40 protein-coding genes and 2 tRNA genes are annotated in these 26,745 nt (G+C 33.6%); 37 read left to right on the forward strand and 5 right to left on the reverse strand.

Annotated elements, in window-relative coordinates; translation table 11 throughout:
- Positions 1-140 precede the first annotated feature (140 nt).
- Positions 141-785, forward strand: coding sequence for a fructose-6-phosphate aldolase (gene fsa / locus ACE38P_RS06990; protein ID WP_374699761.1), 645 nt, complete (start codon positions 141-143; stop codon positions 783-785).
- 702 nt (positions 786-1,487) lie between these two features.
- Here fsa and tnpC read toward each other — a convergent pair.
- The 3 genes from tnpC to ACE38P_RS07005 form a co-directional block, all read right to left on the reverse strand.
- Positions 1,488-2,870, reverse strand: a complete 1,383-nt coding sequence (gene tnpC, locus ACE38P_RS06995; RefSeq protein ID WP_374699286.1) for an IS66 family transposase — start codon at positions 2,868-2,870, stop codon at positions 1,488-1,490.
- 180 nt (positions 2,871-3,050) lie between these two features.
- On the reverse strand, positions 3,051-3,518 hold the full coding sequence (locus ACE38P_RS07000) for a hypothetical protein (protein WP_007302528.1): 468 nt from the start codon (positions 3,516-3,518) through the stop codon (positions 3,051-3,053).
- Positions 3,519-3,650: 132 nt separating this feature from the next.
- On the reverse strand, positions 3,651-4,367 hold the full coding sequence (locus ACE38P_RS07005) for an SDR family NAD(P)-dependent oxidoreductase (protein WP_374699762.1): 717 nt from the start codon (positions 4,365-4,367) through the stop codon (positions 3,651-3,653).
- A gap of 202 nt (positions 4,368-4,569) precedes the next feature.
- Between ACE38P_RS07005 and carA the strand changes: the two genes are divergently transcribed.
- The 36 genes from carA (at position 4,570) to ACE38P_RS07185 (ending at position 25,390) form a co-directional block, all read left to right on the forward strand.
- Positions 4,570-5,658, forward strand: coding sequence for a glutamine-hydrolyzing carbamoyl-phosphate synthase small subunit (carA, locus tag ACE38P_RS07010; protein ID WP_374699763.1), 1,089 nt, complete (start codon positions 4,570-4,572; stop codon positions 5,656-5,658).
- Positions 5,659-5,767: 109 nt separating this feature from the next.
- A tRNA-Tyr gene (locus tag ACE38P_RS07015) sits at positions 5,768-5,849 on the forward strand.
- A 4-nt stretch (positions 5,850-5,853) separates the two neighbouring features.
- Positions 5,854-5,924 (forward strand) — tRNA-Gly (locus ACE38P_RS07020).
- A 77-nt stretch (positions 5,925-6,001) separates the two neighbouring features.
- On the forward strand, positions 6,002-7,174 hold the full coding sequence (gene tuf, locus ACE38P_RS07025) for an elongation factor Tu (RefSeq protein WP_374699506.1): 1,173 nt from the start codon (positions 6,002-6,004) through the stop codon (positions 7,172-7,174).
- Between the two features lie 14 nt (positions 7,175-7,188).
- On the forward strand, positions 7,189-7,509 hold the full coding sequence (gene rpsJ / locus ACE38P_RS07030) for a 30S ribosomal protein S10 (RefSeq protein WP_012482004.1): 321 nt from the start codon (positions 7,189-7,191) through the stop codon (positions 7,507-7,509).
- A 9-nt stretch (positions 7,510-7,518) separates the two neighbouring features.
- The gene (gene rplC, locus ACE38P_RS07035) at positions 7,519-8,241 is read left to right on the forward strand and encodes a 50S ribosomal protein L3 (RefSeq protein ID WP_374699764.1); all 723 of its coding nucleotides are present in this window, start codon (positions 7,519-7,521) and stop codon (positions 8,239-8,241) included.
- 2 nt (positions 8,242-8,243) lie between these two features.
- Positions 8,244-8,858: a 50S ribosomal protein L4 gene (rplD, locus tag ACE38P_RS07040; protein ID WP_374699765.1), complete on the forward strand. Its 615-nt coding sequence runs from the start codon at positions 8,244-8,246 to the stop codon at positions 8,856-8,858.
- On the forward strand, positions 8,855-9,142 hold the full coding sequence (locus ACE38P_RS07045; protein ID WP_010404680.1) for a 50S ribosomal protein L23: 288 nt from the start codon (positions 8,855-8,857) through the stop codon (positions 9,140-9,142). The genes rplD and ACE38P_RS07045 overlap by 4 nt, the downstream gene beginning before the upstream one ends.
- A 1-nt stretch (position 9,143) precedes the next feature.
- Positions 9,144-9,968, forward strand: a complete 825-nt coding sequence (gene rplB / locus ACE38P_RS07050; RefSeq protein WP_374699766.1) for a 50S ribosomal protein L2 — start codon at positions 9,144-9,146, stop codon at positions 9,966-9,968.
- 3 nt (positions 9,969-9,971) lie between these two features.
- The gene (rpsS, locus tag ACE38P_RS07055; RefSeq protein ID WP_374699767.1) at positions 9,972-10,256 is read left to right on the forward strand and encodes a 30S ribosomal protein S19; all 285 of its coding nucleotides are present in this window, start codon (positions 9,972-9,974) and stop codon (positions 10,254-10,256) included.
- A gap of 9 nt (positions 10,257-10,265) precedes the next feature.
- A complete protein-coding gene (rplV, locus tag ACE38P_RS07060) occupies positions 10,266-10,616 on the forward strand; it encodes a 50S ribosomal protein L22 (RefSeq protein ID WP_341815764.1) in 351 nt (116 codons plus the stop codon).
- 39 nt (positions 10,617-10,655) lie between these two features.
- Complete coding sequence (rpsC, locus tag ACE38P_RS07065) at positions 10,656-11,276, forward strand: 30S ribosomal protein S3 (RefSeq protein WP_374699768.1); 621 nt, start codon at positions 10,656-10,658, stop codon at positions 11,274-11,276.
- A gap of 11 nt (positions 11,277-11,287) precedes the next feature.
- Entirely contained in the window at positions 11,288-11,701 is a 414-nt protein-coding gene (gene rplP, locus ACE38P_RS07070) for a 50S ribosomal protein L16 (protein WP_006012233.1), read from the forward strand.
- Between the two features lie 11 nt (positions 11,702-11,712).
- Complete coding sequence (gene rpmC / locus ACE38P_RS07075) at positions 11,713-11,916, forward strand: 50S ribosomal protein L29 (RefSeq protein WP_007302540.1); 204 nt, start codon at positions 11,713-11,715, stop codon at positions 11,914-11,916.
- Entirely contained in the window at positions 11,909-12,139 is a 231-nt protein-coding gene (rpsQ, locus tag ACE38P_RS07080) for a 30S ribosomal protein S17 (protein ID WP_010404696.1), read from the forward strand. Before rpmC ends, rpsQ begins: the two co-directional genes overlap by 8 nt.
- 18 nt (positions 12,140-12,157) lie before the next feature.
- On the forward strand, positions 12,158-12,517 hold the full coding sequence (rplN, locus tag ACE38P_RS07085) for a 50S ribosomal protein L14 (RefSeq protein ID WP_007302542.1): 360 nt from the start codon (positions 12,158-12,160) through the stop codon (positions 12,515-12,517).
- On the forward strand, positions 12,517-12,834 hold the full coding sequence (gene rplX / locus ACE38P_RS07090) for a 50S ribosomal protein L24 (protein ID WP_010404700.1): 318 nt from the start codon (positions 12,517-12,519) through the stop codon (positions 12,832-12,834). Before rplN ends, rplX begins: the two co-directional genes overlap by 1 nt.
- Positions 12,835-12,840: 6 nt before the next feature.
- Complete coding sequence (gene rplE / locus ACE38P_RS07095) at positions 12,841-13,377, forward strand: 50S ribosomal protein L5 (RefSeq protein ID WP_010404703.1); 537 nt, start codon at positions 12,841-12,843, stop codon at positions 13,375-13,377.
- A gap of 12 nt (positions 13,378-13,389) precedes the next feature.
- Entirely contained in the window at positions 13,390-13,698 is a 309-nt protein-coding gene (rpsN, locus tag ACE38P_RS07100; protein WP_374699769.1) for a 30S ribosomal protein S14, read from the forward strand.
- Between the two features lie 22 nt (positions 13,699-13,720).
- Positions 13,721-14,116, forward strand: a complete 396-nt coding sequence (gene rpsH, locus ACE38P_RS07105; protein WP_007302546.1) for a 30S ribosomal protein S8 — start codon at positions 13,721-13,723, stop codon at positions 14,114-14,116.
- Positions 14,117-14,132: 16 nt separating this feature from the next.
- Positions 14,133-14,678: a 50S ribosomal protein L6 gene (gene rplF, locus ACE38P_RS07110; RefSeq protein ID WP_010404706.1), complete on the forward strand. Its 546-nt coding sequence runs from the start codon at positions 14,133-14,135 to the stop codon at positions 14,676-14,678.
- Positions 14,679-14,683: 5 nt separating this feature from the next.
- Positions 14,684-15,055: a 50S ribosomal protein L18 gene (gene rplR / locus ACE38P_RS07115; protein WP_052265059.1), complete on the forward strand. Its 372-nt coding sequence runs from the start codon at positions 14,684-14,686 to the stop codon at positions 15,053-15,055.
- A 12-nt stretch (positions 15,056-15,067) separates the two neighbouring features.
- Positions 15,068-15,580, forward strand: coding sequence for a 30S ribosomal protein S5 (gene rpsE / locus ACE38P_RS07120; protein ID WP_010404712.1), 513 nt, complete (start codon positions 15,068-15,070; stop codon positions 15,578-15,580).
- A gap of 3 nt (positions 15,581-15,583) precedes the next feature.
- Entirely contained in the window at positions 15,584-16,054 is a 471-nt protein-coding gene (rplO, locus tag ACE38P_RS07125) for a 50S ribosomal protein L15 (protein WP_374699770.1), read from the forward strand.
- A gap of 3 nt (positions 16,055-16,057) precedes the next feature.
- The gene (gene secY, locus ACE38P_RS07130) at positions 16,058-17,386 is read left to right on the forward strand and encodes a preprotein translocase subunit SecY (RefSeq protein ID WP_010404717.1); all 1,329 of its coding nucleotides are present in this window, start codon (positions 16,058-16,060) and stop codon (positions 17,384-17,386) included.
- Complete coding sequence (locus tag ACE38P_RS07135; RefSeq protein WP_052265056.1) at positions 17,383-18,024, forward strand: adenylate kinase family protein; 642 nt, start codon at positions 17,383-17,385, stop codon at positions 18,022-18,024. The genes secY and ACE38P_RS07135 overlap by 4 nt, the downstream gene beginning before the upstream one ends.
- 59 nt (positions 18,025-18,083) lie before the next feature.
- Positions 18,084-18,452: a 30S ribosomal protein S13 gene (gene rpsM, locus ACE38P_RS07140; protein WP_010404723.1), complete on the forward strand. Its 369-nt coding sequence runs from the start codon at positions 18,084-18,086 to the stop codon at positions 18,450-18,452.
- 24 nt (positions 18,453-18,476) lie between these two features.
- Complete coding sequence (gene rpsK, locus ACE38P_RS07145) at positions 18,477-18,863, forward strand: 30S ribosomal protein S11 (RefSeq protein WP_006012273.1); 387 nt, start codon at positions 18,477-18,479, stop codon at positions 18,861-18,863.
- A gap of 20 nt (positions 18,864-18,883) precedes the next feature.
- The gene (locus ACE38P_RS07150; protein ID WP_374699771.1) at positions 18,884-19,951 is read left to right on the forward strand and encodes a DNA-directed RNA polymerase subunit alpha; all 1,068 of its coding nucleotides are present in this window, start codon (positions 18,884-18,886) and stop codon (positions 19,949-19,951) included.
- Positions 19,952-19,958: 7 nt separating this feature from the next.
- The gene (gene rplQ / locus ACE38P_RS07155; RefSeq protein WP_010404731.1) at positions 19,959-20,387 is read left to right on the forward strand and encodes a 50S ribosomal protein L17; all 429 of its coding nucleotides are present in this window, start codon (positions 19,959-19,961) and stop codon (positions 20,385-20,387) included.
- An 11-nt stretch (positions 20,388-20,398) separates the two neighbouring features.
- Entirely contained in the window at positions 20,399-20,752 is a 354-nt protein-coding gene (locus ACE38P_RS07160) for a YraN family protein (protein ID WP_010404733.1), read from the forward strand.
- Between the two features lie 38 nt (positions 20,753-20,790).
- Positions 20,791-21,339, forward strand: a complete 549-nt coding sequence (gene atpH / locus ACE38P_RS07165; protein ID WP_007302557.1) for an ATP synthase F1 subunit delta — start codon at positions 20,791-20,793, stop codon at positions 21,337-21,339.
- Positions 21,336-22,877: a F0F1 ATP synthase subunit alpha gene (atpA, locus tag ACE38P_RS07170; RefSeq protein WP_374699772.1), complete on the forward strand. Its 1,542-nt coding sequence runs from the start codon at positions 21,336-21,338 to the stop codon at positions 22,875-22,877. The genes atpH and atpA overlap by 4 nt, the downstream gene beginning before the upstream one ends.
- 9 nt (positions 22,878-22,886) lie before the next feature.
- A complete protein-coding gene (greA, locus tag ACE38P_RS07175) occupies positions 22,887-23,381 on the forward strand; it encodes a transcription elongation factor GreA (protein ID WP_007302559.1) in 495 nt (164 codons plus the stop codon).
- 3 nt (positions 23,382-23,384) lie between these two features.
- Positions 23,385-24,029: a 3,4-dihydroxy-2-butanone-4-phosphate synthase gene (gene ribB, locus ACE38P_RS07180; protein WP_007302560.1), complete on the forward strand. Its 645-nt coding sequence runs from the start codon at positions 23,385-23,387 to the stop codon at positions 24,027-24,029.
- Between the two features lie 71 nt (positions 24,030-24,100).
- On the forward strand, positions 24,101-25,390 hold the full coding sequence (locus ACE38P_RS07185; protein ID WP_264704462.1) for a M48 family metalloprotease: 1,290 nt from the start codon (positions 24,101-24,103) through the stop codon (positions 25,388-25,390).
- Position 25,391: 1 nt separating this feature from the next.
- Here the strand turns inward: ACE38P_RS07185 and ACE38P_RS07190 are convergent, their stop codons facing one another.
- Together ACE38P_RS07190 and fabG are read right to left on the reverse strand one after the other, a co-directional pair.
- Positions 25,392-25,727 (reverse strand): TrbC/VirB2 family protein, encoded by a 336-nt coding sequence (locus tag ACE38P_RS07190; RefSeq protein ID WP_007302562.1) that lies wholly within the window; start codon positions 25,725-25,727, stop codon positions 25,392-25,394.
- A gap of 95 nt (positions 25,728-25,822) precedes the next feature.
- A complete protein-coding gene (gene fabG / locus ACE38P_RS07195; protein WP_374699773.1) occupies positions 25,823-26,557 on the reverse strand; it encodes a 3-oxoacyl-[acyl-carrier-protein] reductase in 735 nt (244 codons plus the stop codon).
- Between the last annotated feature and the right edge of the window lie 188 nt (positions 26,558-26,745).

Below are 26,745 nucleotides of genomic sequence, written 5' to 3' on the forward strand. Positions count from 1 at the left end.
AAAGCGCTATACTGTGTCTCAGTGCAATATTTTCTTTCCTAACGGACTGAAAATTGAGTTGAGTTAAAAATCCGATTTTATTTAATACTTTTCAAAGATGACAATATTTTGTAAAAATAGGTTTTTAATAGGACAATAATATGGAAATTTTTCTTGATAGTGTTGATTTGAATGAAATTAAGGAGCTAAAAGAGTTCATTGATGGTATAACAACTAATCCTTCTTTAATAGCAAAATCTGGACATAAAGATAAGTACGAAGATTTAGTAAGCGAAATATGTTCTATTATAAAAGGACCTGTTAGTGTTGAAGTTGTTGCAGATAGCCATGAAGATATGGTTAAGGAAGGCCTTAAGTTAGCGAAAATCGCTAGTAATATCGTAGTAAAGTTACCCCTTACACATGAAGGATTAATTTCTTGTAAAAAGTTGTGGACAGAACATAAAATACCTGCTAATATCACATTATGTTTTTCTCCTGGACAAGCACTGTTTGCCGCTAAGGTCGGTGCTTGTTTTATTTCTCCCTTTGTTGGTCGCCTTGATGATATAAGCTATGATGGCTTATCGCTAATAGAAGATATATGCACTATATATTCTAATTATAATTTTAAGACAAAAGTTCTTGTTGCATCAGTAAGAAGTCCAGCACATGTAATAGAAGCTGCACGGCTTGGTGCTCATTCAATTACTGTGCCAGCAAAAATACTTAGACAGTTAATTAATCATCCACTTACTGATCAAGGGCTCGCAATATTTGAAAAAGACTGGGGCGTAAAACAATAAATGACATTGCTAAAAAAGACATAAAAACACAATAATTTATATAAAAAGGACATAGGTACCATCTGTCCTTTAAAGACATGTAGGTCAATGATATGCGTAATTCAGTGTTTTAAACATGATAGTCCTCCACTAATAAAAAAGATTGAGAAAAATGTATACAGCTACGACCGAAGTATAGCTAAAATATATTTTAACTGAAGATTATAGATTAATTGAATTGAAAAGTCTGCAGACGAAGATAGATTCCGAGCTCTAGAACACCTTCACTGTGCATGGTAACAAAACTATTAGAGTTTGTCAAGTAATTTTTTATCGTAATTTTACGAACGTGCCATGCCAGTAATTATATCTAGTGAAATTTGTAAAGTAATACAGTGTTTTCGATAGTTATAAAAAAGCTGGATTTCAGTACTGGAGTAACATTTTGGAAATTGGGATGAAAAGAGGGAAAGTACTGGTTTGAAATTAAGTTTTCTGGATTCCAGTGCTGGAATGACAAGAGAGGAGCTCCAGGTACAGCTGTTACCTATAGAATGGCAGTACTAGAATGATAACAAACTGAATGACATATTTAATCTCTATACAGATGTACATCACGCACCGATTTCCATTCAAGGTAATGTCATTCCAGCATTGGAATCCAGTTAGATTTGCGAGTATAAAAGTAATACAACATTTTTGGTATCCGTTCAGCAGAGTGGTTTAAGAAACGATAGATAGAAGATTGTGAAAAGGGTTTAGCCTCCTCTGTTTCCATGTTAAGTATAACGAAATTATTTGCTCAAGGAATGAGTTTCCTCGTTCTGATTGTGTAAAATATGAATTTTTGCGATAAACGACATAATGCCGTATTTGCCGTTCAGCGTGATTATTTGTCAGCGGAGTATTTTCTGGGTCATCTAAAAATTTCCACATCATTCTTTCAGATTTCAAAATATTCTTTGCAACTCGAGACGCTCCAATTGCTTCAGGTAAGCGAGATATTTCCTTCAAATAATACCTTGTACGTTTTCGCAATTTCTTGGCACGTCTAATAAATCTTGAAACATCTATCTCATTTTTTAGTAAAGCTTTTTTCAGTGCAAATAACTCAGTGGCTACATTTCTCAAGTAACAGCCCAGAACTTTAACTTCAAATTTCCAACTATGCGCTAATCTTTCAAAATCCCTTGCTAAGTGTGCCCAACAGATTTGCCTTCTTTCATCAGCAAAGTAGTTGTATGCTGCATATCTGTCGGTTACTACCAAGCTATTACGATTGCAGCATACACTATTTTTTAAAACTTTCATTCCCCTTGACTCTGTCAACTTCACAAAACTTGCCGTATTGCTTGCAAACATCCAACACCAAGCGAGTTTACCTTTGTTATAATGGCTCGTTTCATCAATATGTAGAACTTTACTCCTACTTATCTCTTGTTCGATCTGCTCATACATTTTTTTGCATTTTGAAGCAACTCTATGTTCACTATTTGATATGCTACCGACGCTTATGTTCAAATTGAAGATATCATTTATGATGCTAGCTACTTCGCGCTTTGAATTTTTATAAAACCCACTGAGTGCTGCAACTACTGACTTAACCCTTGGGCCAAATGTATCTGGCGTAACACCCTCTGGTAACTTGCTACTTCTTCTTTTTCCGCATCTCTGACAACGGCCATGTTCCAACTGATATTCCATTACATAAGCCTTAATCTCCGGAAGATCTACTTTCTGATGAATATAAGGTTTTTCGCATATTGCAATCTTCCCTCCGCATTCGCAAGTAGGTGACAACTCTATCTTTATCACCTCATCTGCTTCCATTTTAGCACGATAATTACCCTTATGCCCAACTTGACCACCAATCTTTCTTTCGCTTTTTGGCTTTTCCTTTTTCATTTTGTATAATTCTTTTGAATTGGGAATTGATGAGTTTTTTGAATTTAAACCTAGCCTTTCCTTTAATTCAGCGTTCTCTATCTTTAAAGCCTCATGCTCTGCTTTTAAACTTTCATTCTCTCTTTCCAATCTTTCTATTTTTGCTTCTAACTTTTCTATTTTTTGCTGTAAATTTTTGCAGAGTTCTAAAAGGTTTACCATATTACCTCATATTTACCCTATGATTATCTTTATTATCTTGCTTTGTCTACCTTATTTTGCCGCTCTGCTGAACGGACACCATTTTTGATGATGGAAGCCATTACTAGGATAACAAGAAAGGAAGTGCTGATTTCAGTGTTTATACGTTAGCCATGCATCTAAAAATTTATAAACAAAAGATTACACTTCGCAACTTTGTGATGGAATAAGTTTTTCAATGCTGTTGACGCAAAACTCAGTTGTATTATTAGCTATTTCATCGAATTTATCATTTATATCCTTACCTATTTTTTCATCTTTAATATATTCATACAGAGCTAAAATAGCTATAGTTGAACATATTGCGATGAAACCAACTTTTGCTGTAATAAGTAATGATAGCCCACCTGCAAGTATGGACACTGCTCCAATAGCTAGGTTTATAATTTTATTTTGTGTTGATTGATTCTCTTTATCCTCTAAAACGTTTGATATTGCTTTTGAGGCAATTTTTATCGCTATTGCTGTAGTTGAGATTATAACAAACATCATAGCTATTTTTGCTAAGAGAAAAATTGATGGTAGCATTATTACAAGAAACAGTGAAGCACCTCCTATAAATAACCATTTCTCATTTATTTTTTTAGACTGATCTGTATTATTAGGCATTGCAACCCTCCACTTTCATTAACAGTTTATTCATATAATATGAAACATGCGATAGTCAAGATGTTTTTGTGTGGAGAAGCTTGCGATTGAGTTTTGAAGAGCTTTAGCTTTACAAGATGGTAGATTTGGTGATTATCGTAAGATTCTTGCAGTCATTTTAGTGGGAAGAATTTGTAAAATATGAAAAAATAACCGCCAGAAAATTGGAAACGCTATAACTTTCTTTCCTTTAAATATACTTTTTAAAATATATGCTGCAGCTTTTTCTGGCTCCCATATGAAGGGAAGTGGTTTATTAGACTTAAACATATCTGTTTTTACTGGCCCTGGCATTATGGTGATAAACTTTGTGCTACTGTTAGAATATTGGATTTTTAGTGATTGAAAACAACTTTTTAGTGCTGCTTTGCTGGCACAGTATGCAGAAGCATGTGGTGTTGCATGCATAGCAACAAGAGAAGATATAACCGCAAAAGTTGCCAAGGAATTATGATGAATCCATTCTTCAATCCAGTTGATAACGCCAAAATAATTGGTTTCAAATGTTTTTCTATGAATGTTGGTATGAAACTTATCTTCTATTTCGCCACATCCTGCATTAAGAAAAAAGAGATTTGGTATAATATTTTGCTTTTTTAAAAAATCAGACGAGTTTTTAATATTTTCACTTTTGCTTACATCACATGTTATAGGTAAAAAATTACTACCTAATTCTTCTTTTAATTTTTCCAGTTTTTCAGTGCGCCTTGCAATGCCAACCACAAACCATCCATCTTTAATGAGCAACCGTGCTAGACTTTCTCCAATGCCAGATGATGCTCCTGTAATGAGACAAGTTTTTCTATCCATGTGAATTTACATAACGTGAAGTATGAATGTAATGACTATTGCCTATTCACACAAGTTAAGTTTGCTATAATTTTGCTAAATAATAAAAAAAGAAAGCTACTTATAATTTTGAATTTTATATAAATTTAAAGGGAAGTTTAGTATTTGCTTACTTGTAATTTAAAATTCTTATATAATATTTTAAATGAGTTGAGAGAATTAAATGCAGGATGCAGCTTTAGTTTTACAAGATGGCAAGTACTTTTTGGGAAAATCGGTAGGTAAAAGAGGCAAATGTATAGGTGAAGTTTGTTTTACCACTGGTATGACAGGTTATCAGCATACTATAACAGATCCTTCTTTTGCTGATCAAATAATAGCGTTCACTTTTCCTCATATTGGTAATGTTGGAATAAATCACAAAGATAATGAAGGAGAAAAAGTTTTTGCAAGTGGTGTGGTTATGCGTGAACTTTCTCCTATGTCTCACTCTTCTTCATATATTAGTTTAAATGATTGGTTGGAGAAAAATAATGTAGTTGGGATATCGGGAATTGATACTAGAGCTTTGACGAGATATTTGAGAAAACATGGATCTCAAAATGGAATGATATGTCCGTCAAGTGAGGCACATATATTAGATGAATTGAAGAAATACAAATCTGTAAATGGAATAGAAATAACTAAGAAAGTCAGTTTAAGTAATAACTTTCAAAGCGTTCTTAATGCAAAATATAGGATTGTAATTGTTGATTTCGGTATAAAAAATAGTATAATCTCACGCTTAGTAGAACTTGATTGTACGGTTGAATTAGTCAAACCAGATACAGGTTTTGCTCACAAAATATTAAGCATGAATCCAGATGGTATAGTGCTTTCAAATGGCCCTGGTGATCCACAAGAGATAGGAGAGAGTGTAATTTCAGAAATAGAAATTATTGTGAAATCTAAAATACCAGTTTTTGGCATATGCCTGGGCCATCAATTACTTGCAGTTACTTTAGGAGCAAAGACTGTCAAGATGGATATTGGTCATCGAGGGAGTAATCATCCAGTTTATGATCTGGAGAGTAAAAAAGTTGAGATAACTAGCCAAAATCATGGTTTTGTTGTTGATTCAGCTTCTCTTCCAAGTAACGTTGAAGTTACTCATATTTCTCTATTTGATAATAGTGTAGAGGGGATAATGATGAAGGATTACCCAGTCTTTTCTACCCAATACCATCCAGAAGAAGCGCCAGGTACACATGATTCACATTATTTATTTGGGCGTTTTATTGACAATATTTTGTTATATAAAAGTAAAATCTAACTGAAATCAGTTAGATTAGCTTTTATTACTTGATCTTTTGGATTTGGATGTTTAATATTAGGAATAATAAAACTTAAGTTAAGGTAGTGTTCTCTTAACAGATTTTTGTGGAGGAGTGACCGAGTGGTTAAAGGTAACAGACTGTAAATCTGTCCGCATTGCGTACGTAGGTTCGAATCCTACCTCCTCCATTGTGCGGGTATAGCTCAATGGTAGAGCTCTAGCCTTCCAAGCTAGTGACGTGGGTTCGATTCCCACTATCCGCTCTTTTTTTGTTGTATTTATATAAAATCAACATATTATTTATTGATGTATTTGTATTTTAGGTAGAAGAGTTAAAATTATGACAGCGATAGTAGAAGCATTTGGAAAGCCGCATATAAACGTGGGAACGATAGGACATGTGGATCATGGGAAGACAACGTTAACAGCGGCGATAACAAAGCATTATGGTAATTTTGTAGCATATGATCAGATAGATAAAGCGCCAGAAGAAAGAAAGAGAGGTATAACAATAGCAACAGCGCATGTTGAATATCAAACAGAAAAGAGACACTATGCACACGTTGATTGCCCTGGACATGCTGATTATGTAAAGAATATGATAGTAGGTGCAGCACAGATGGATGCAGCAATATTGGTAGTGTCAGGGGTTGATGGGCCGATGCCACAAACGAGAGAGCATATATTGCTGGCAAAACAAGTGGGTGTTGGATATATCGTGGTATATATAAACAAAGCTGATGTTGCTGATGCTGATATGATAGATTTGGTGGAAATGGAAGTGAGAGAGTTGCTGAGTAAGTATAAATTTCCAGGTGATGAAGTGCCTGTGATAGTTGGGTCTGCGTTAAAAGCATTAGAAGATGATAGTAGTGAGTATGGAAAGAAATCAATGGATAAATTGATGGAGAAGTTAGATGAGTATGTGGCAGTACCTCCAAGGCCTGTAGATTTGCCGTTTTTGTTGCCAATAGAAGATGTATTTTCAGTGCCGGGCCGAGGGACGGTAGTAACAGGAAGAATAGAGAAGGGGGAGATAAAGATGGGGGATGAGATAGAGATAATAGGTCTGAAAGCGACGCAAAAGACGATATGTACTGGTGTTGAGATGTTTAAGAAGTCGCTAGATAAGGGAAGTGCAGGACTCAATGTAGGAATACTACTAAGAGGAACAAAGAAAGAAGAAGTGGAGAGAGGGCAAGTATTGGCAAAACCAGGGACAATAACCCCGCATAAGAAATTTAATGCGGAGGTGTATATATTGAAGAAAGAAGAAGGAGGGAGGCATACACCATTTTTTGCAAATTATCAGCCACAGTTTTATTTAAGGACAACGGATGTAACTGGGAGCATAAAATTGCTAGATGGAAAGGAGATGGTAATGCCAGGGGACAATGTAAGTATAGAAGTGGAGTTGCAAGTACCAATAGCAATGGATAAAGGATTACGTTTTGCGATAAGAGAAGGTGGTAGAACTGTTGGTTCTGGCGTTGTTTCGGAAATTTTAGAATGAGTATAATAACTAAGATGAAGCAAGATATATATATTAGAATCAAAGCTTTCGATTGTTCTTTGTTGGAAAAGTGTATTCGCGAGTTTATTGATCAATTAAAGCAGTTTAATGCAGATTTATCTGGTCCGATTGCGTTGCCAAGAAAAGATTCTAAATTTACTGTTAATAGGTCTCCTCATGTTGATAAAAAATCTCGTGAGCAATTTGAAATGAGAATTTCTAAGCGGTTAATTATTGTACATAATCCTACTTCTACTATGATGAAGATGCTTGCAGATTTATCTTTTTCTGCTGGTGTAGAAGTGGATTTAAAGGTTAAGGAAGTTAATATTTAGGAAAAGGAAATGAAGAGAATAAATTCGCTTAGGAGAATTGGTTTGTTAATGACGAATGTTGGCCATACTGCTATGTATTTTGATAATAGTCGCATGGCTGTAACCTTATTGCATCTCAGCGAAACTTATATTATCGATATAAAAGGACAAGATAAATGTGGCTACAATTCAGTCATTTTAGGCACAGGAGATTTAAAAAAAATAGCAAAACCTCAGTTGGAATATTTAAAGAAAAAGGGTATAAATAGTAAATGTAAATTATACGAAAGTAGATTAACTGATCTATTCGGAATAGAATGTGGTAAAAAGGTGGGGGTTAATCATTTTGTAGTTGGTCAATATCTTGACATTACGGGTTATTCTTTAGGTAAAGGGTTTGCTGGTGTGATGAAGCGGCATAACTTCAGTGGGCTTAGGGCATCTCATGGCGTTTCTATTGCTCATAGATCACAAGGTTCTACTGGTCAATGTCAAGATCCTGGTAGAGTATTCAAGGGGAAGAAAATGGCTGGTCATTTAGGTAATAGCAGAGTAACTGTACAGAATATGAAAATATTATCCATTGATTATGAAAATAGCATAATTGCTGTAAAGGGTAATAATGTTCCTGGGTTTAAAAACTCTTATGTTTTTGTGAGAGATGCAGTTAAAAAGCCTTTACATAAAGATGTTCCTTTTCCAGCAGGTCTGCTGTTGAATATGAGTGATGATGTTAATAATTTGGTGAGTTAGTTATGGAATGTGAATTAGTTGATCTATCTAATAATAATGTAGGTAGTGTTGAGCTTAATCCCTTGATATTTTCTGCCAAGCAAAAGTTGAGTATTTTGCATGATATAGTGAGATGGCAATTAGCAAAGAGAAGAGTTGGTGCTCATAAAACAAAGGGTATCAGTGATGTTTCTGGTACAACAGCTAAGCCGTATGCTCAAAAACGTACCGGTAGGGCGAGACAGGGGAGCTTGCGATCTCCTCAGTTTAGAGGTGGTGGAATTATTTTTGGTCCTGTTGTGAGGAGTCATGCTTATTCTCTTAATAAAAAAGTACGTAAATTTGGTTTGAAAATTGCTTTATCTCTAAAATATTTAAATAATCAAGTTATTGTTCTTGATAGTTTGAATGTTGATGTGAAGAAAACATCTAAAATGTGTGAATATATTAAAAATTTTAAATTTTCTTCTTTTTTAATAGTTGGTGATTATGGAGATGATTTGTTACGTGCTGCTAAAAATTTGCATTATGTAGATTTAATCAAACCTATTGGGTTAAATGTTTTTGATATATTGAATCATGAATGCGTGATGTTAACAAAAGACACTTTAAAGCATCTTGAAGGTAGATTGTTATGATTAAATATAATAATATAATAAAATCTCCTGTAATCACAGAAAAGGCTTCTCTTTTAAGAGAGAAGTTTAATAAATACTCTTTGTATGTTTTTGTAAATGTAAATAAGCGTCAAATAAAATCGGCAATAGAGTCTTTATTTAATGTCAGAATTTCTTCTATAAATGTTATTAGAGTTAAACCCAAATATAGACGTTTCAGGGGTGTGGTTGGTTGTAAAAAACAGAGAAAAAAGGTTTATTTTTCTTTGATAGATGGTCAAAAATTAGATATAATGAGCGTTTAATATGGGTATGAAATTTTTTAATCCTGTTACTCCGTCTTCTCGTGGGACTATATTAATAAGTAAAGTTGGTTTATCAAAAGATAAGCCGGAGAAGTCTCTTGTATTTGGTAAAAAATCCAGTGGTGGAAGAAATAATCATGGTAGAATTACAACTCGTCACAGGGGTGGTGGTCACAAGAAGAAGTATAGAGTTATAGATTTTAAACGTAATAGAAGTGATCAGGGTATAGTTGAGAAAATAGAGTATGATCCAAATAGAAGTGGTTTTTTAGCATTAATATCATATAAGGAAGATGATACTAAATCTTATATATTAGCTCCTCAAGGTATGAAGCCTGGTGATGTTGTGACAGCTGGAGATGATGCTGATATTTTGCCAGGGAATTGTTTACTACTCAAGCATATACCTGTTGGTTCTTTCGTTCATAATGTTGAGCTGAAGCCAGGTAATGGTGCTGCGATTGCTAGAGCTGCTGGTTGTTATGCACAAATCGTTGGTCGTGATGGCCAATATGTTTTATTACGACTCAGGTCTGGTCAAATTAGGTTGATTTTATCTTCTTGCAAGGCTACTATTGGTGTAGTATCTAACCCTGACCATAAGAATAGAAAGTTGGGTAAAGCTGGGAGAAGTAGGTGGCTTGGGATTAGACCTACTGTACGTGGAGTTGCAATGAATCCGATTGACCATCCTCATGGAGGTGGAGAGGGAAAAACTTCTGGCGGTCGTCATCCTGTTACTCCTTGGGGTGTTGCAACAAAAGGAAAGAAAACTAGGAAAAAAAATAAATCTAGTGATAAGTATATAAAAAAATTGAAAGGTTAATTTATGAGTAGATCTGTATGGAAACCACCTTTTTTACACCCATCTGTACTAAGATTAGTTCAGAGAACTTTAAAAGAGGGTTCTATTAATAGGGTGATAAAAATTCATTCCAGGGCTTCTGTAATTCTTCCTAATTGTTTGGGTTTAAAATTTGCTGTTTATAATGGTAAAGATTACATTCCTGTTAGTGTTGATAATCAGAATATGATAGGTCATAAATTCGGTGAATTTTCACCTACTCGTAAATTTACTGGGCATGGTGGTGATAAAAAGGCAACAAGAAGATAGGTAATTTATATGAAAAATAGGGATATAATAGTTGAGGCTGGTTCTAAGATTTTAAGATCGACTCCTCGCAAATTAAATTTGGTTGCTGATTTAGTGCGTAATAAAAAAGTTTCTTTTGCTAATGTACAATTAAGATTTTGTGAAAAAAAGGCTGCCGGTTTTATAATGAAGGTGTTGAATTCTGCAATTGCTAATGCTCAAAATAATTATGGATTGAACGTTGATAATTTATATATAAAGGAAATTTTAATAGGTAAGTCACTTACTTTGCGTAGAGTATATCCAAAAGCTATGGGTAGGGCTAATAGAATGAGCAAATTTTATAGTAATATAACTATAAAATTGAAAGAAATTGTATGATTTATAGAAATGGAAAATTAATAAGGAAAGTGTAAAAATATGGGACAGAAGGTTAATCCTAAAGTATTTAGATTGCAAATAAATAGTAATACCTGGGATTCTGTTTGGTGTGCTACGGACGATTATAAACGGAAATTGCATCAAGATCTATTTATTCGCAGTTATATAAATGAATCCTTTAAGCATGCTGGTATTTCTAAAGTAACTGTAGAGCGTACAGTTACTTTAGTGTCTGTAATAATACATTCTTCTAAACCTGGGGTTATAATAGGTAAGAAAGGTTTGGATGTTGAGAAGATAAAGCAAAAAATAGCTAAAAAAGTAGAAAGTAGTGTCGAAGTGAATGTAGTAGGAGTTAAAAAATCTGAAATAGATGCAGTTTTAATATCAAGGAGTATTACACATCAGCTAGAAAAAAGGATTTCATGTAGAAGAGCGATGAAAAAAGCTATTCAAAATTGTTTGAAGATGGGTGCTGAGGGTATTAAAGTAAGTTGCTCTGGGCGTCTTGGCGGAGCTGAAATAGCTCGTACTGAATGGTACAAAGAAGGTCGTTTGCCTTTACACACTTTGCGTGCTAATATAGATTATGCTTTTTGTGAAGCGAAGACTATATGTGGTATTATAGGAGTTAAAGTTTGGGTTTATGTTGGTAGTTAAGGTATATTGAAATGTTTGTTCCCAAAAAGAGTAAATATAAAAAGGTATTTAAGGGGAGAATTAAGGGTAATGCTAAGGGTGGTAGCACGCTGTCTTTTGGAGATTATGGATTAAAAGCTATGGAAGTAGGTAAGGTTCAGTCTAAGCATATTGAAACTGCAAGGCGCGTGATATCTAGAACGTTAAAACGCTCTGGTAAAGTGTGGATAAGAATTTTTCCTGATACCCCGGTTAGTAAAAAGCCAGCAGATGTACGTATGGGTAAAGGGAAAGGTAGTGTTGAATTTTGGGTATTTAAAGCTAAGCCCGGTAGGGTTTTGTTTGAAATTAGTAGTGATGTTCCCATGCATTTAGCAAGATTGGCGCTTGAAAAAGCGACTGCTAAGCTTCCTATGAAGTGTAAATTTATATCTAATCATAATTGAATGGAGTTGCAATGGATATAGTTAAATTTGAATCAGAATCTTCACAAGGATTACATGAACTTCTTGTGAATTTGAGGAAAGAATTTGTTAATTTGGCTTTTCAAAAAAAGCTGGGCCAGTGCAACAATTTTTCGCGTTTTAGCTTAATAAGAAAGAGCATAGCTCGTAGTCTAACTGTATTAAATAGAAGAAAGAGAGAGGGAAAAAATGCCTAAGAAGGTTTTTTGTGGTGTCGTAACTAATGCTGAGTCTGATAAGACTGTAAAGGTTTCGGTGTTACAAGTGTATAAGGATAGGCTGTATAAAAAAGTTATTAAAAAATACAAGAAGTATACAGCACATGATGAGAATAATAGTTGCAAAAAGGGAGATAGGGTTTTAATACAGGAACATAAGCCTATTTCTGTTACTAAAAAATGGGTTGTTATCAATAGCTAAAAAGGAATAGGTATTTATATGATTCAAAAAAATACATTGTTAGAAGTAGCTGATAATTCTGGTGCGCGTGCAGTGCTTTGTATTGGCTTGTTAGGTGGTAGGAAATCTGCATCTGTAGGTGATACGATTATTATATCTACTAAGTCTATTAACCCAAAAGGTAAAGTTGAAAAAGGAAAAGTATATAAAGCAGTTGTTGTTAGAGTAAAAAATAGTGTTAAGAAATCTGATGGTTCTGTAATTCGTTTTTCTAGCAATGCTGTGGTTTTAATTAATGATCAAGGTGAACCACTTGGCACTCGGGTGTTTGGTCCAGTAAAAAAGTTGTTATCTGGTTCTTTTATGAAAATAATGTCATTAGCTGATGAGGTTTTATAATGAGTGCTAAAATAAAAAGTGGTGATGATATTATAGTTTTAACTGGTAAAGATAAGAGAAAAATTGGTAAGGTAATCAAAGTTATAATACGTGATGCTAAAAAGAAAGTAGTTGTTTCTGGCGTAAATGTGTGTAAGAGACATACTAAACCAAGAGCTGGTAGTGGTGGTGGTATATTGAATAAAGAGTTAGCTATTGATGTATCCAATGTTGCAATATTGGATCCTAAGTGTAAAACTCCAACTAAAGTAGGATTTAAGATTATAGATGGTAGAAAAGTGCGTTTTGCAAAAGTTTCTGGAGAAGTGATAGATTAGGTTGATATGTTTAAACAATTGTATAAAGATAATATAGTAAAATCCTTAAAGGATAAGTTTAATTACAGCAATGTAATGCAAGTGCCTAAACTTGTCAAGGTGTGTATCAATATGGGCGTTGGAGATGCTGCTACGGACAATAAAGCGATAAATGAGCCATTTGATAATCTACATTTGATTGCTGGGCAAAAGCCTGTGTTAACCTTTGCAAAAAAATCTATTTCTGGTTTCAAAATTAGAAAAGGTGCAACTGTAGGTTGTAAAGTGACTTTGCGTAGAAATAAAATGTATGAATTCTTAGAAAGATTAATATATATTGCTTTGCCAAGGGAAAAAGATTTTAGAGGGTTTAGTGTGAAGCAATTTGATGGTCATGGTAATTTTTCCCTTGGTATCAAGGAGCATATATCATTTTTAGAAATAGACTATGATAAAATAAGTAAAATTAGAGGTATGGATATTAATATTATAACAAGTGCAGTTAGTGATAAGGAAGCAAAGGAATTATTACTGGCTCTTAAATTCCCTTTTTTTGATAATTGAGAGAAAATATATATGGCAAAAAAATCCATGATACAGAAGAATCTTCATAGAATAAAGTTATGCGATCAGTATAGGGAGAGAAGGGAAGAATTAAAATCTATAATGAATAATAAGGATTTATCTATTGCAAAAAGGTTTGCAGCTCAAAGTAAGCTGATTAAAAAATTGCCTAGAGATTCTTCTAAAATCAGAATTAGGAATAGATGCGCTTTAACTGGTAGGCCGAGAGGAGTATATAGAAAATTTGGTTTATGTAGGATTGTTTTACGTGATTTGTGTTCTTTTGGACAAGTTCCAGGGGTTACAAAATCTAGTTGGTAAATGTGATATAAGGAGTGTAATAGTGTCGTTATCTGATGGTATTGGTGATTTTTTAACAAGAATACGTAATGCTCAATTGGCAATGCATAGGGAAACAAGAGTCCTATTCTCTAAAGTGAATTCTTCTATATTGAAGATCTTAAAAGAGGAAGGGTATATTCTTAATTATGAAAAGCAAGAGAGTGATAGTATCCCTTCGCTTGTTGTGCAGTTGAAGTATTATGATAAATCACCTGTGATTAATGATATAGCTAGGGTATCAAAGCCCGGTTGTCGTTATTATTCTAAGTGTAAGGACATTTCTAAAGCATATAATGGTCTTGGAATTTTTATTATATCTACACCGAAAGGAGTGATGACCGATTATAATGCACGTAGATTAAAAGTTGGTGGAGAAGTTTTGTGTCGTGTATTTTAAATGATAGGAGAAATGTATGTCTCGTATAGGTGCCGCACCTATCAATATTCCTGCTGATCTTTCAGTTGAATATAATGATGGTAGGGTATTAATAAGAAGTGTTAGGGCAGAAAAAGAGCTGAACTTGTGTAGTGGCATTCTGTGTCAGATAGTTGATAATCAATTGTTACTTTCTGTTGATCAAGGCAGGGATGATTATGATAAAATAAAATCTATATGGGGCACTTATAGAAGTAATATTAATAACATGATTAACGGTATGGTTAATGATTTTTCTGTTGATCTTGAGATTAATGGTGTGGGGTATAAAGCAGAATGTGATGATAAGTATTTGACTTTATATCTTGGTTATAGTCATAATATTAAGTATAAAGTGCCTAAAGACGTTGAGATTAAGTGTATAAAGCCAACTCATTTAGTGATTCGCGGTATGGATAAGCAAAAAGTCTATATGGTGGCTTCTGATATATGCAAAATTAGAAAATATGATCCTTATAAAGGTAAGGGTATTGTAATAAAAGGCAAATTTATGCTGCGTAAGGTTGTAAATAAAAAGAAGTAATTAAAATGAAAAGATTGTATAATTTTTTAAGTAGCTATGAAAAAAGGAAACTTCGTAATAGAGCGAAGCTCGATAAGAGCGCTGGACGTTTACGTATATCCGTATTTAAGTCTAATAAACATTTTTACGTTCAGTTGATTAACGATGCAAAAGGAATAACCCTAGCTTCTGCTTCTACTTTGGATGATAAAATTAGGAATGTATGTAAAGGTAGGGTCAATGCTGAAACTATAAAACAGGTTTCTTCTTTATTGATTGAGCGTCTGCCTAGTACAAAATTGCAGCAGCGGTTCGTCTTTGATCGGGGAGCATATAAGTATACAGGATTGATTTCTCAATTTGCTGAGGCTTTAAGAAGCTCTGGATTTAAATTTTAGAAGGTTTTAAATATGGCTGTAAAGAATTTACAAAATAATAATGATTTATCAGAACTTTTGGTTTCAGTGCGAAGGGTAACAACGGTTACTAAAGGTGGTAGAAGATTTTCATTTTCAACTTTGGTTGTTGTTGGTGATGGTAAGGGTAGGGTAGGATGTGGAATAGGTAAACACGCAGAGGTTGCTGAAGCAAGAGTGAAAGCTGTAAATGCTGCAAAGAAGTCGATGATTAGGGTGTACTTACGTGAAGGTAGAACTTTACATCATGATATTAAAGCTAAATTTTGTTCTGGTGAGATAGTTTTAAGAGCTGCAAGAACTGGAACAGGTATTATTGCTGGTGGAGCAATGAGGTCGGTTTTTGAGGTATTAGGTATAAAGGATGTGGTAGCTAAGTCTACTAGATCAAATGATCCCCATAATATTATATGTGCAGTATTTAAGGCTTTTGATGTTATGTTATCTCCTCGCCAAGTGGCAGGTAAGAGGGGTAAAAAGATTAGTGAGATAGTTGGAAATAGGTAAAGTATGAATGATGCTGTAAAATTAAATTCTGTGTTTACCAAATTATCTAAGAAAAAGAAGCCTAAATTATTAGGTAGAGGTATTGGTTGTGGTAAAGGTAAAACATCCGGTAGGGGGCATAAAGGGCAAAAAGCGAGAAGTGGCGTTTCTATAAATGGTTTTGAAGGTGGACAGCAGTCTATATATACTCGTTTACCTAAAAGAGGTTTTAAGCCTATACGCAAAAACTTATACTCTATATTTAATGTTGGTGATGTACAGTGCTTAATGGAAGCTAAAAAAATAGTCAAGGATTCTATCATAGATAAGGAGCTACTGCATAAATTAGGTTTTATCAGATCTGTTAAAAGTAAAATCAAACTTCTTAATAATGGTAAATTAAGCGAAAAATTTGTGTTTCATGTTGATTTTGCATCAGAAGCTGCAAAAAGATCTGTAGCTTCAGTTGGTGGTAGTGTAGAAATACTATCGTAAATCATGAGCAGTAAATTTGCATTTAATAGTTTGGATTCTACGTTGTTATATAAAAGTGATTTACTAAAGCGTATATTTTTTACGCTAATGGCTTTAGTTTGTTATCGTTTAGGCACTTATGTTCCTATTCCTGGAGTTAATCTTGATATAATCAATGATATATTTCCAAAAGAGAGTTCTGGTGTTTTTGGAGTATTTAATTTATTTTCTGGTGGCGCTTTAGCTAGAATGACGATCTTGGCGTTAAACGTTATGCCATACATAGTTGCATCCATAGTTATGCAATTATTATCTTCTGCCGTTAAAGGAATCAATGAAATTAAAAATGAAGGAGAGTTAGGACGTCGAAAGATGAACTCTTATATACGCTATATGACTATAGTGTTTTGTATCTTTCAATCAATTACGATCTTAATAGGGTTAGAAAGAATGAATAGGGAAGGGGTATTAGTTGTAGTTGAACCTGGTATTATGTTTCGTACTATAGGTGTCTTTAGCCTTTTAGGTGGAACTATATTTTTAATATGGCTTGGTGAGCGGATCAGTGTGAGCGGTATAGGCAATGGTATCTCATTAATCATTTTTACTGGCATAACATCTGAATTACATAATGCTTTATCATCTCTGCTAACATTAAATAAAAATGGTAGTATGTCGTTTTTCATTACCCTTTTTGTTATAGCATTGTTTTTTTTACTGCTCCTTTTAGTCATTTTTACAGAATCTTCTTATAGAAAGGTAATTGTTCAATATCCCAAAAAACAGTTTAAAAAATTACATAATGATGATTTTACTTACATTCCATTGAAGATCAATTTATCTGGTGTAATACCAACTATTTTTGCTAACGCAATTCTATTAACGCCTATTTCAATTGCAAATTTCTATAAAGGTCATGCCATTGCTGATTTTATTTTAAACTACTTTATGGCAAATAAAGTGATGTACATTATAACTTACTTAATACTCATAGTACTTTTTAATTTTTTCTATACCAATTTTATATTTAATCCAGAGGAAAATGCTGATTTTCTTAGGAAAAATGGTGGTTTTATTCCTGGTAGAGGGCCTGGAAAACATACTTCTGATTATCTTCAAGATATAGTTTTTAAATTAACATTTATTGGGTCTGCGTATTTGGTGGTAATATGTACTATACCTGAAATTATGAGGTATCATTATGATATACCATTTATTTTTGGTGGGACGAGCTTGCTGATTATAGTTAACGTTATTACTGATACTATTATGCAAGTACAATCTTATGTTTTTTCAAATAGGTACGATAGTTGGATAAAGAAATATGAGTCTAAAACAAGGAGACTAAAGTGATTATTACAATTTTTGGTCCTCCTGGCTCTGGTAAGGGTACTCAGTCCAGTTTGTTAATAGCAAAGTATAATTTTAAATTAGTTTCAGTAGGAGATTTATTAAGGAATATTATATCTAGTGGGAGTAAATTAGGTAAAGGAATAAAGGATACTGTTGAATCTGGTAATTTAATTCAAGATGAAGTTATATGTAAATTATTGTGTGACCAGCTTGCATTAATAGATGGTGATTTTTTGTTAGATGGTTTTCCAAGAAATTTAAATCAAGCTCATTTTTTAACTCAAGTTTTGCAAAAAAGATGCAATAGGGATGTTGATCTTGTAATTGAGTTGCAGCTTGACGATAATATTGCAATTGATAGATTAAAAGATCGTCTTACTTGTTTGGATTGTAAAAGTATATATAGTATATCTTCTTTTAAGAATACTACTTGTGCTAAATGTAAAAGTACGAGATTGGAGAAGAGAATTGATGATGCTAATATGCTTGCAATTAATAAGAGGATAAGAGAATATCATTCTCAGATAGAGGGTTTGCGCGAGTATTATAAGGACAAGTTGTTAACAATTAACGCTAATTTGAGTGTTGATAGAGTAATGCAAGAGATTGAAAGTAAAATTTCTTGTAATTTGATTTGACTATAAGTTGTTTTATGGTATAAATTAAGAGTTATTATTAATAAAGTATCGAGGTATCAGTGGCACGTATTGCAGGCATAAATGTTCCGGTGAAGAAGTGTATTCCTTTTGCATTAACTTATATACATGGTATAGGTATTACTACTGCGAATATAATTTGTCGTAGCTGTAAAATTGATGAGCGTAAGCGTGTTTCAGAATTACAAGATGAAGATATAGAGAAAATTAGTAGTTTTATTAGGCAAAAATATGTCATAGAGGGTGAGCTCAGAAAAAAAGTGGCTATGGATATAAAATCTTTAATAGAAATCGGTTGCTATAGAGGATTAAGGCATAGAAAAGGTTTGCCTGTGAGGGGACAAAGAACCCATACTAATGCTAAAACTCGTAAAGGCAGATCTAAATTGCCTATTGCTGGAAAAAAATAAAATTTGTTATTATCGTGAGTTTTTATGAAAAAAGTTAAAACGGTTGGTAAGAATACAAAAAGGTTTATTACTGGTATTGTCCATATTCGTGCAACTTTTAATAATACTTTTGTAAATGTGACTGATGTTTGTGGTAATACGCTTTACCAGACTTCTGTTGGTGCATGTGGTTTTTCTGGTTCGAGAAAATCCACACCTTATGCTGCAGGTAAGGTTGCCGATTCTGCTGCGAAGAAAGTAATAGAGAGATTTGGTATGAAGGTTGTTTCTGTAATAATTCGTGGTCCTGGTTTTGGTGCAGAAGCTGCAGTTAAAGCACTTAGGAATTGTGGATTGACTGTCACTTCAATTGCAGATAAAACGGCGATACCTCATAATGGGTGTAGACTAAGGAAAAAAAGAAGAGTATAGGATATTTGGAAGGTTTTTGTATGTATTATAGTGATAATGTCTCTTTCTGTGGAAATTTAGATAGATTAACTAAGCCTAATGCGATTAAGGTAATATCAGGTGATTCAAGTAAAAAAAGTGATATAGTTCTAGAACCTTTGGAAAGTGGTTTTGCTTTAACGTTGGGTCATGCATTAAGGCGTGTAATGTTGTCTTCTCTTCGCGGTAGTGCTGTTTATGGAATAAAAATTGAAGGCGTGAATCATGAATTTACTTCGATCCAAGGAGTTAGGGAAGACATAACTGATATAGCATTAAATATGGGTATGTTGAGATGTAAGTTAAATAACACGTCTAATAAGTGCTTAAATTTGAGCGCTAAAGGGCCTTGTCAAGTATTAGCTGGAATGATAGAAACTGATGACCAATGCTCTATTGTTAATAAAGATTTGGTGATATGTACACTAGGTCAAGATGTGGAGCTTAACATTACTATATATGTTGCTAGCGGAAAAGGTTATCTTCCTGTAAATAAATATAAAGAAAATGAATTTTTAAAGCTTATGAATGAACAAGATTTAATTGGTTTTATTCCAGTTAATGCTTTATATAGTCCTGTCGAGAGGGTTTCGTATAGAGTAGAGAATAGTCGTGTTGGTCAAGTTACTGATAAAGATAAGCTAATATTGTCAATTGAAACTGATGGTACAATCTCTCCAAGTCAAGCTGTTGACTATGCTGCAAGAATATTACAGGAGCAATTTCAGCCTTTTATTAGTTCTGATATTAGTTATAAAAAATCGCAAGTTTCTTTGTCTAGTGGTGCTAAAGATTTGGGCTATGATCCTGTTCTATTGCGTAAAGTAGATGAAATGGAATTATCTGTTAGATCTCATAACTGTCTGAAAAATGAAAATATCACTTATATAGGTGATCTTGTGCAAAAGACGGAAGTTGAAATGTTAAGAACTGCTAATTTTGGCCGAAAGTCTTTGAATGAAATCAAGGCAATTTTAAATAATTCAGATTTGTCTTTGGGTATGAATATACCAAATTGGCCGCCTAAGGATATAGATGAACTGGCTAAACAACATACTGATGAGGATTAGGTAGTATATGAAACATGGAATAAAGAAAAATAAACTGTCTCGTTGTACCGAGCATAGGTTATCAATGTTAAAGAATCTATCTATCTCGTTAATTAATCATGAGCAGATTGTAACTACTTTACCAAAGGCTAAAGCACTTCGTCCATATGTGGAAAAGTTTATTACAATTGCTAAGAATAACGATTCTTTACATGGTAGAAGGCTTTTGCTTTCACGTCTTCATAATAGTAAGTTAGTAGTTGATAAATTATTAAGCGTTCTAGCTAATCGTTATCAAGACCGTAAAGGTGGATATTCTAGAATAATAAAATTTGGTACTCGAAAGGGTGATTGCGCTCCAATGGCAGTGATAGAGCTAGTTGATAGAGATATTTCAGCAAAAGGTGAGATTTATAGTAAAAATAAAAAAGGAAGCAAAGTAGTTACACAAAGCTAATTATTCTTTTTATGGTAAGTAGGTTACGCTATTTTGTAGGTTACTTTGGAGAATTGTTAGTTTCGATATATTTAAAGCTGAAATTCTATAATGTTATAAAACGTCGCTTCCGTTGTAAGTTGGGTGAAATTGACTTAATTGTATCTAAAAAAAGGGAGCTGATTTTTATAGAAGTTAAAACAAGTTTATTTGGAAAAGAAGTACCGATATCTCATTTTCAGTGTCAGTCTATTATAAATTCTTCTAAATATTTCTTAAGTAAAAATCTTGATTTTTTAGATTATTCAGTCAGATATGATTTATGTTTTCTTTCCTTAAGGAGAAGACCTATTTATATAAAAAATGCTTGGATTGAACAATGGTAGCTAAAATAATTTAGATTTACTAGAACAGGTAATTGAATATGAAAAACAATAATTTAGTTTCATCTTATGCTAGAGCACTGTTTCATGTCTCAGGAAGCAGATTAGGTATTATAAGAAAAGAAGTAGAATTTTTGTTAGCTTTTTTTAAAGATCAAGATGTTTTTGTGTATCTATCTCATCCTATGGTTTCTCTTTTGCACAAAAAAGAAGCGATACTTTCTATAAAGGAGAACTTGAGTGAAAACTTAGTCAAATTTATTATGGTTACACTTGCAAACAAGCGCTCCCGTTTATTAATCCTTATATTAGAAAAATTCTTAAATCTTGTAAGGGAAAGTGAAAATGAATTGGAAATTACTATAAAATCAGCAGAGATTTTAAAGAAACCTGATATAAAAATAATTACTGAATCTTTGAACTTTCTTGGTAAAATAATAAAAGTCAGTCATGTGGTTGATCCTTCTATACTAGGTGGCTTTGTAGTTAGGTATGGTTTTAACGTGATTGATGCTTCGCTTAAGAGTTATTTGGATAGATTGGTTGATTTGAGTAAAATGGAAATGTTGAAAATAAGGAATTGTATATGAAGAATAGCATAAATGCCTCTGAAGTAGTAAACATAATAAAAGAGAAGGTTGAGACATTTGATAATCCTATAAAACGAGAAAATATAGGTGAAGTAATTTCAGTAACGGATGGTATCACATTGGTCTATGGGCTGGAAAAAGCAAAGTTTGGTGAAAAGGTATCTTTTGCAAGCGGTGTAGAAGGAATAGTTCTTGATTTAGATCATGATACAGCTGGAATAGTTGTGCTTGGCAATGACCGTGATGTAAAAGAAGGGGACGTTGTAAAATGTAGTGGTGATGTTGTACAGGTGCCTGTAGGTCATGAATTATTAGGGAGAGTTGTAAATGCATTAGGCGATCCTATAGACGATGGCGGAGAAATTAGAGCCAAGAAAAAAATGTATATAGAATCTAAAGCGCCAGGTATTATTGACCGTAAATCTGTGCATGAACCTCTGCAGACAGGAATTAAAATTATAGATTTGTTGATTCCTATAGGTAGAGGGCAACGTGAATTAATTATTGGCGATAGACAAATTGGTAAAACCACTATTGCGATTGATACTATTATCAATCAGAAGAAGATTAATGATGAGGTAAACGAAAATCAAAAAATTTACTGTGTTTATGTTGCTATTGGACAAAAAATTTCGACAGTAGCAAAAGTGGTGAATAAGCTAAAAGAAAGTGGAGCATTAGAGTATACAACCGTAGTTGTGGCTAGCGCATCTGACTGCGCGCCTATGCAATTTTTAGCACCTTATACCGGTTGCACTATTGGAGAATTTTTCCGTGATAATGGAATGCATTGCTTGGTGGTATATGATGATTTATCTAAGCATGCTGTGGCATATAGGCAGATGTCCTTATTGCTCAGACGTCCTCCTGGTCGTGAAGCTTATCCTGGAGATATATTCTATGTACACTCTCGCTTGCTTGAAAGAGCTGCCAAAATGTCTGATGAAAAAGGACAGGGATCTTTGACTGCTTTGCCGATTATTGAGACTCAGGCTGGTGATGTATCTGCATATGTTCCAACTAATGTGATTTCAATTACCGATGGACAAATTTTTCTTGAGTCTGAATTGTTTCACAAAGGATTTCGCCCTGCAGTGAATATAGGTTTATCGGTTTCTCGGGTTGGCTCTGCTGCACAATTGAAATCTGTGAAAAAAGTTGCTGGTTCTATAAAGCTGAGTTTGGCCCAATATAGAGAACTGGAAGACTTTGCTAAATTTGGTTCTGATCTTGATGCTACTGTTCAATTGTCCTTAAACAAAGGTAAATACCTTATTGAATTATTAAAGCAAAAACAGTATTCACCTATGCAAATAGAAGAGCAAGTATTGCTTATGTATATCTTTTCTAATCTGTATGGTCAATTAAATAAGGTACAGGTGAGCAACATCAATAGGTTCGAGTGTGATCTTATCAATTATTTTCAAACTGTTCACCCTGGAGTTTTAAAAAAGTTGTCAGGTGACATGAATGATGATATAAAAGATGATATTCTTGGTATTGTGAGTGATTTTGTCACTCAATTTAATTGCGTTTAGGCGGTGATTATGACTTCATCCATTGTTAACAAGTTTCCTATTACAAGGGAAGGTTTTGAGAGTATGCAAGTCGAACTTGAGAAATTAAAGGAAGAAAAACCTTCTATCATACAGGCTATTTCTGATGCTCGTGATCAAGGCGATTTATCTGAAAATGCAGAATATCATGCAGCACGGGAAAGATTAAGTTTTATTGAAGGCCGCATAATTGAGGTAGAGAGTAAACTTTCACATGCAGAAGTGATAGAAGTAAAAAATTTGTCTGGTGATACAGTAATGTTTGGTGCAACTGTTACGGTAAGCATGCTCGGTGATGATAACAGTGAAATAGAATATGTTTATAAGATTGTAGGTGGGTATGAAGCTGATGCTTCAAAGCAGTTGATCTCTACGGATTCACCACTCGGTAGTGCTTTAATTGGCAAAAAAGTTGGTGAGTATGTGGAAGTGATAGTGCCAAATGGAGAGAAATTGTATAAAATAGTTAAGATTGAGTTTAAGTAAATCATGGTACAAGTAACTTATCCTTCAATTAGTCTACCCGGTATTTCTTCTGTGGAAGATGTATTGAGGGATGCTAGTTCTGGTAAATTATTCATTTTAGTTGACGATGAAAACAGAGAGAATGAAGGTGATCTGATTGTATTAGCTGAGAAATTAGAGCCAGAACATGTGGCTTTTATGGTTAGATACGGTACAGGGATTGTTTGTTTAGCAATGACTAAAGTTCACATGAAAAGGTTAGGCCTTAGTTTCATGGAAAAAAAAAATGTTGGTGAAAATCATACTGCTTTTACTACATCAATTGATGCACGTTATGGTATTACTACGGGTGTTTCAGCTGAGGATAGAACAAAAACTATACATGTTGCTATTGATAAAAATAGAACTCAGGATGACATTATAACTCCCGGTCATATTTTTCCTGTGATTGCACATGAGGGTGGAGTAGAGCAACGTGCTGGTCATACTGAAGCAAGTGTTGAGATAGCTAAGTTAGTGGGATGTAATCATTCTGCAGTTATTTGTGAATTAGTGAATGATGATGGCTCTATGATGCGCTTACCCCAGTTGCTTGAATTTGCTGAACAACATAATATTAAGTTAACTACCATTGATAAACTTATCAGTTACGTTCAAAATTTAAACTAGCGTTTATAGATTCGTATAGTTTAAGTGTTAAAATATAAAATTCCTCAAAGTTATACAAACAAGGAATTTCCATGTCTAAGCTTTTTGTTTTACTATTTTTTTTCGTATACTGTAATAGCGCTTACTCTGTTAGTATTATTAGAGATAGTGAAGTGGAAGCGGTAGTTAAGGATCTAGCGCAACCTTTATTTTCTGCTGCGGGTATTGATAATGATAAAATAAAAGTTTTTATAGTTGATGATAGATCGATTAATGCTTTTGTAATTAACAATAATAGCATTTTCATTCATTTAGGGCTTTTACAATATTCGACTGAACCTTATGTCTTACTTGGTATATTAGCACATGAAATTGCTCATATATCTGCTGGTCATGTATTACAAATGAGTAGTGCTGTAGGTTATTTTCAATCAATAGCAATGATTAGTTATATGGTAGGATTAGTTTCTAGTATTGTCATTAACCCTCAGGTTGCGAGTGCAATCTTGCTTAGTGGTGTAACGCTTAGTTCAAGGTTGTTTTTTAACTATTCTCAAGAGCAAGAGAGTGTAGCAGATAGCTATGCTTTAAGATACCTAGATGAATCTGGCTATGATAATTTGGGTATGAAAGAGATTTTTGACTATTTTAAGAGTATTGAGCATGAAAACACTGAAGAGTATTTCCGCACTCACCCACTTAGTGATAAGCGTATATTTGCTGTACAGAATTATAAGGTTAAAAACAATATAAAACCAATCCTTGCAGATAAATTGCTGAAGTTTGAGCGTATGGTTGCAAAGCTAGACTCTTTCTTTGCTCCTATTCATGTGTTATCTAATAAATATGAAGGTAGTTCTAAGTATGTAAATTCTGTAATTCACTATAGGCAAGGAAAGATCGAAGAGGCTATTACTAAAGTTAATTCATTGATTCAAGAGTCACGCAATGATCCTTATTTATATGAATTAAAAGCGGAGATGTTATACAAAGCTGGAAATTTAAGTGAAGCAATAAAAATGTATGAAGAATCACTTAGATATTTATCTGAGAAGAATAACTATTTAGTGAAACTTGCATTATCTCATACTTTATTGTTATACGGTGACGTAGAGAAGGCAATTTTTTACCTGGAGCAGATTGCAAGCGTAGAAGCAAATAACGCTTTTGTCTGGAAGTATTTAAGTATTGCATATAAACGTAGCGCTGATATGGCAATGTATTACTTTGCTTTGACAAAGAAGGCTTGTATTGAAGGTGATTTAGAGAAATTTATGAAATACGCTGAGGTAGCTGTTAAAACTTTACCGAAAGACAGTCATTATTTGTTACAGATTGAAGACATGAAGGAACAATACACACAAAAATATCCTGATTTTTAAGTTATTTTTCCCCACACTTGCTCAACATACTATCTTGTTTAATGCTATCGGGTATAATTTTCATTATAATCGCTTTGGCACCAAAAAATACACCACAAAACATACCTAGGGCAAAGAGAGCTGGCCATGGCATTCTACCAAATATTGCAAGCAAAGCTGCACCTATTATGACTACAGTCATAAGTGGCCCACCTATTCCCCAAATATAACCAATAATATTGCATATTACTTGGGCAGTTGTATCATCTATATCAGTAGCAGCATTTGCGTAATCTGAAAAAGAGAGAAACAGCACTATACATAAAGCATTAAAAAATTTTTTTATTATATAGCTCATTCTTTTGCCTCCAAGTAATAAACTAGTGTGAATCTAAATTTATATATATATTTATTTTAGGGTAAAACTCATAGTTTGTCCATAAATAAGTGTTGCTACATAAATAGCCCACCATTGATGTTAAGCACATGCCCCGTTATATATCTTGCTTCGTCGCTTGCTAAAAACAATACTCCTGCTGCTATTTCTTTCCCTGTTCCCATTCTTTGCATTGGAATATTATCTAATATTTTTTCTTTTTGTTTTTCATTTAAAACTTCAGTCATCTTAGTATCTATAAACCCAGGAGCAATGCAATTTACTGTTACACCGCGACTTGCAACTTCTTTTGCTATAGATTTACTCATGGCTATTATCCCAGCTTTAGAAGCTGCATAATTTGCTTGCCCGGCATTGCCTGTTAAACTTACTATTGAGGAAATATTTATAATTCTTCCCCAATTATTTTTAATCAGTTTCCTGCATGCTTCTCTATTTAACTTAAACGTGGAGTTCAAATTAATGTCAATCACCTTTTGCCATGCTTCATCTGTCATTCTCAGCAATAAACTGTCTTGTGTAATGCCTGCATTGCATATGAGCCCATCAAAGCCTTTCATCGACTCACCTGCTTCATTTATTAGTTGATTTACCTCTTCAGCATTTGATAAGTCACAAGGGAGTACATGAATGTTTTTTTCATATTTTTTAGCAACTTCTTCTAGTACTTCTTTTTTTGTGCCAGAGATACATAAAGTTGCTCCGGCTTTATGCATAACCTCTACAATTGCCTGCCCTATTCCGCCTGATGCACCAGTAATCAGAAATTTCCTGTCTTCTAATCCGAACATGATAATTTTTATATTATCCCAGCTCTTAACAGAATATTAAAAGACTTGCAATAGATTTTTTTCATAACTTTCATTTAATAGAAGATTCTTGACAAATCTTGTGTTTATTGGCGAAATTATGGCGGCTGCATGCCTTTTTTTATTTTTTTCTATTCAGCCTAAACACGCTTCGTTTAAGCGTTAGCACA

Source organism: Wolbachia endosymbiont (group A) of Limnophora tigrina (assembly GCF_964263225.1).
Classification (GTDB): domain Bacteria; phylum Pseudomonadota; class Alphaproteobacteria; order Rickettsiales; family Anaplasmataceae; genus Wolbachia.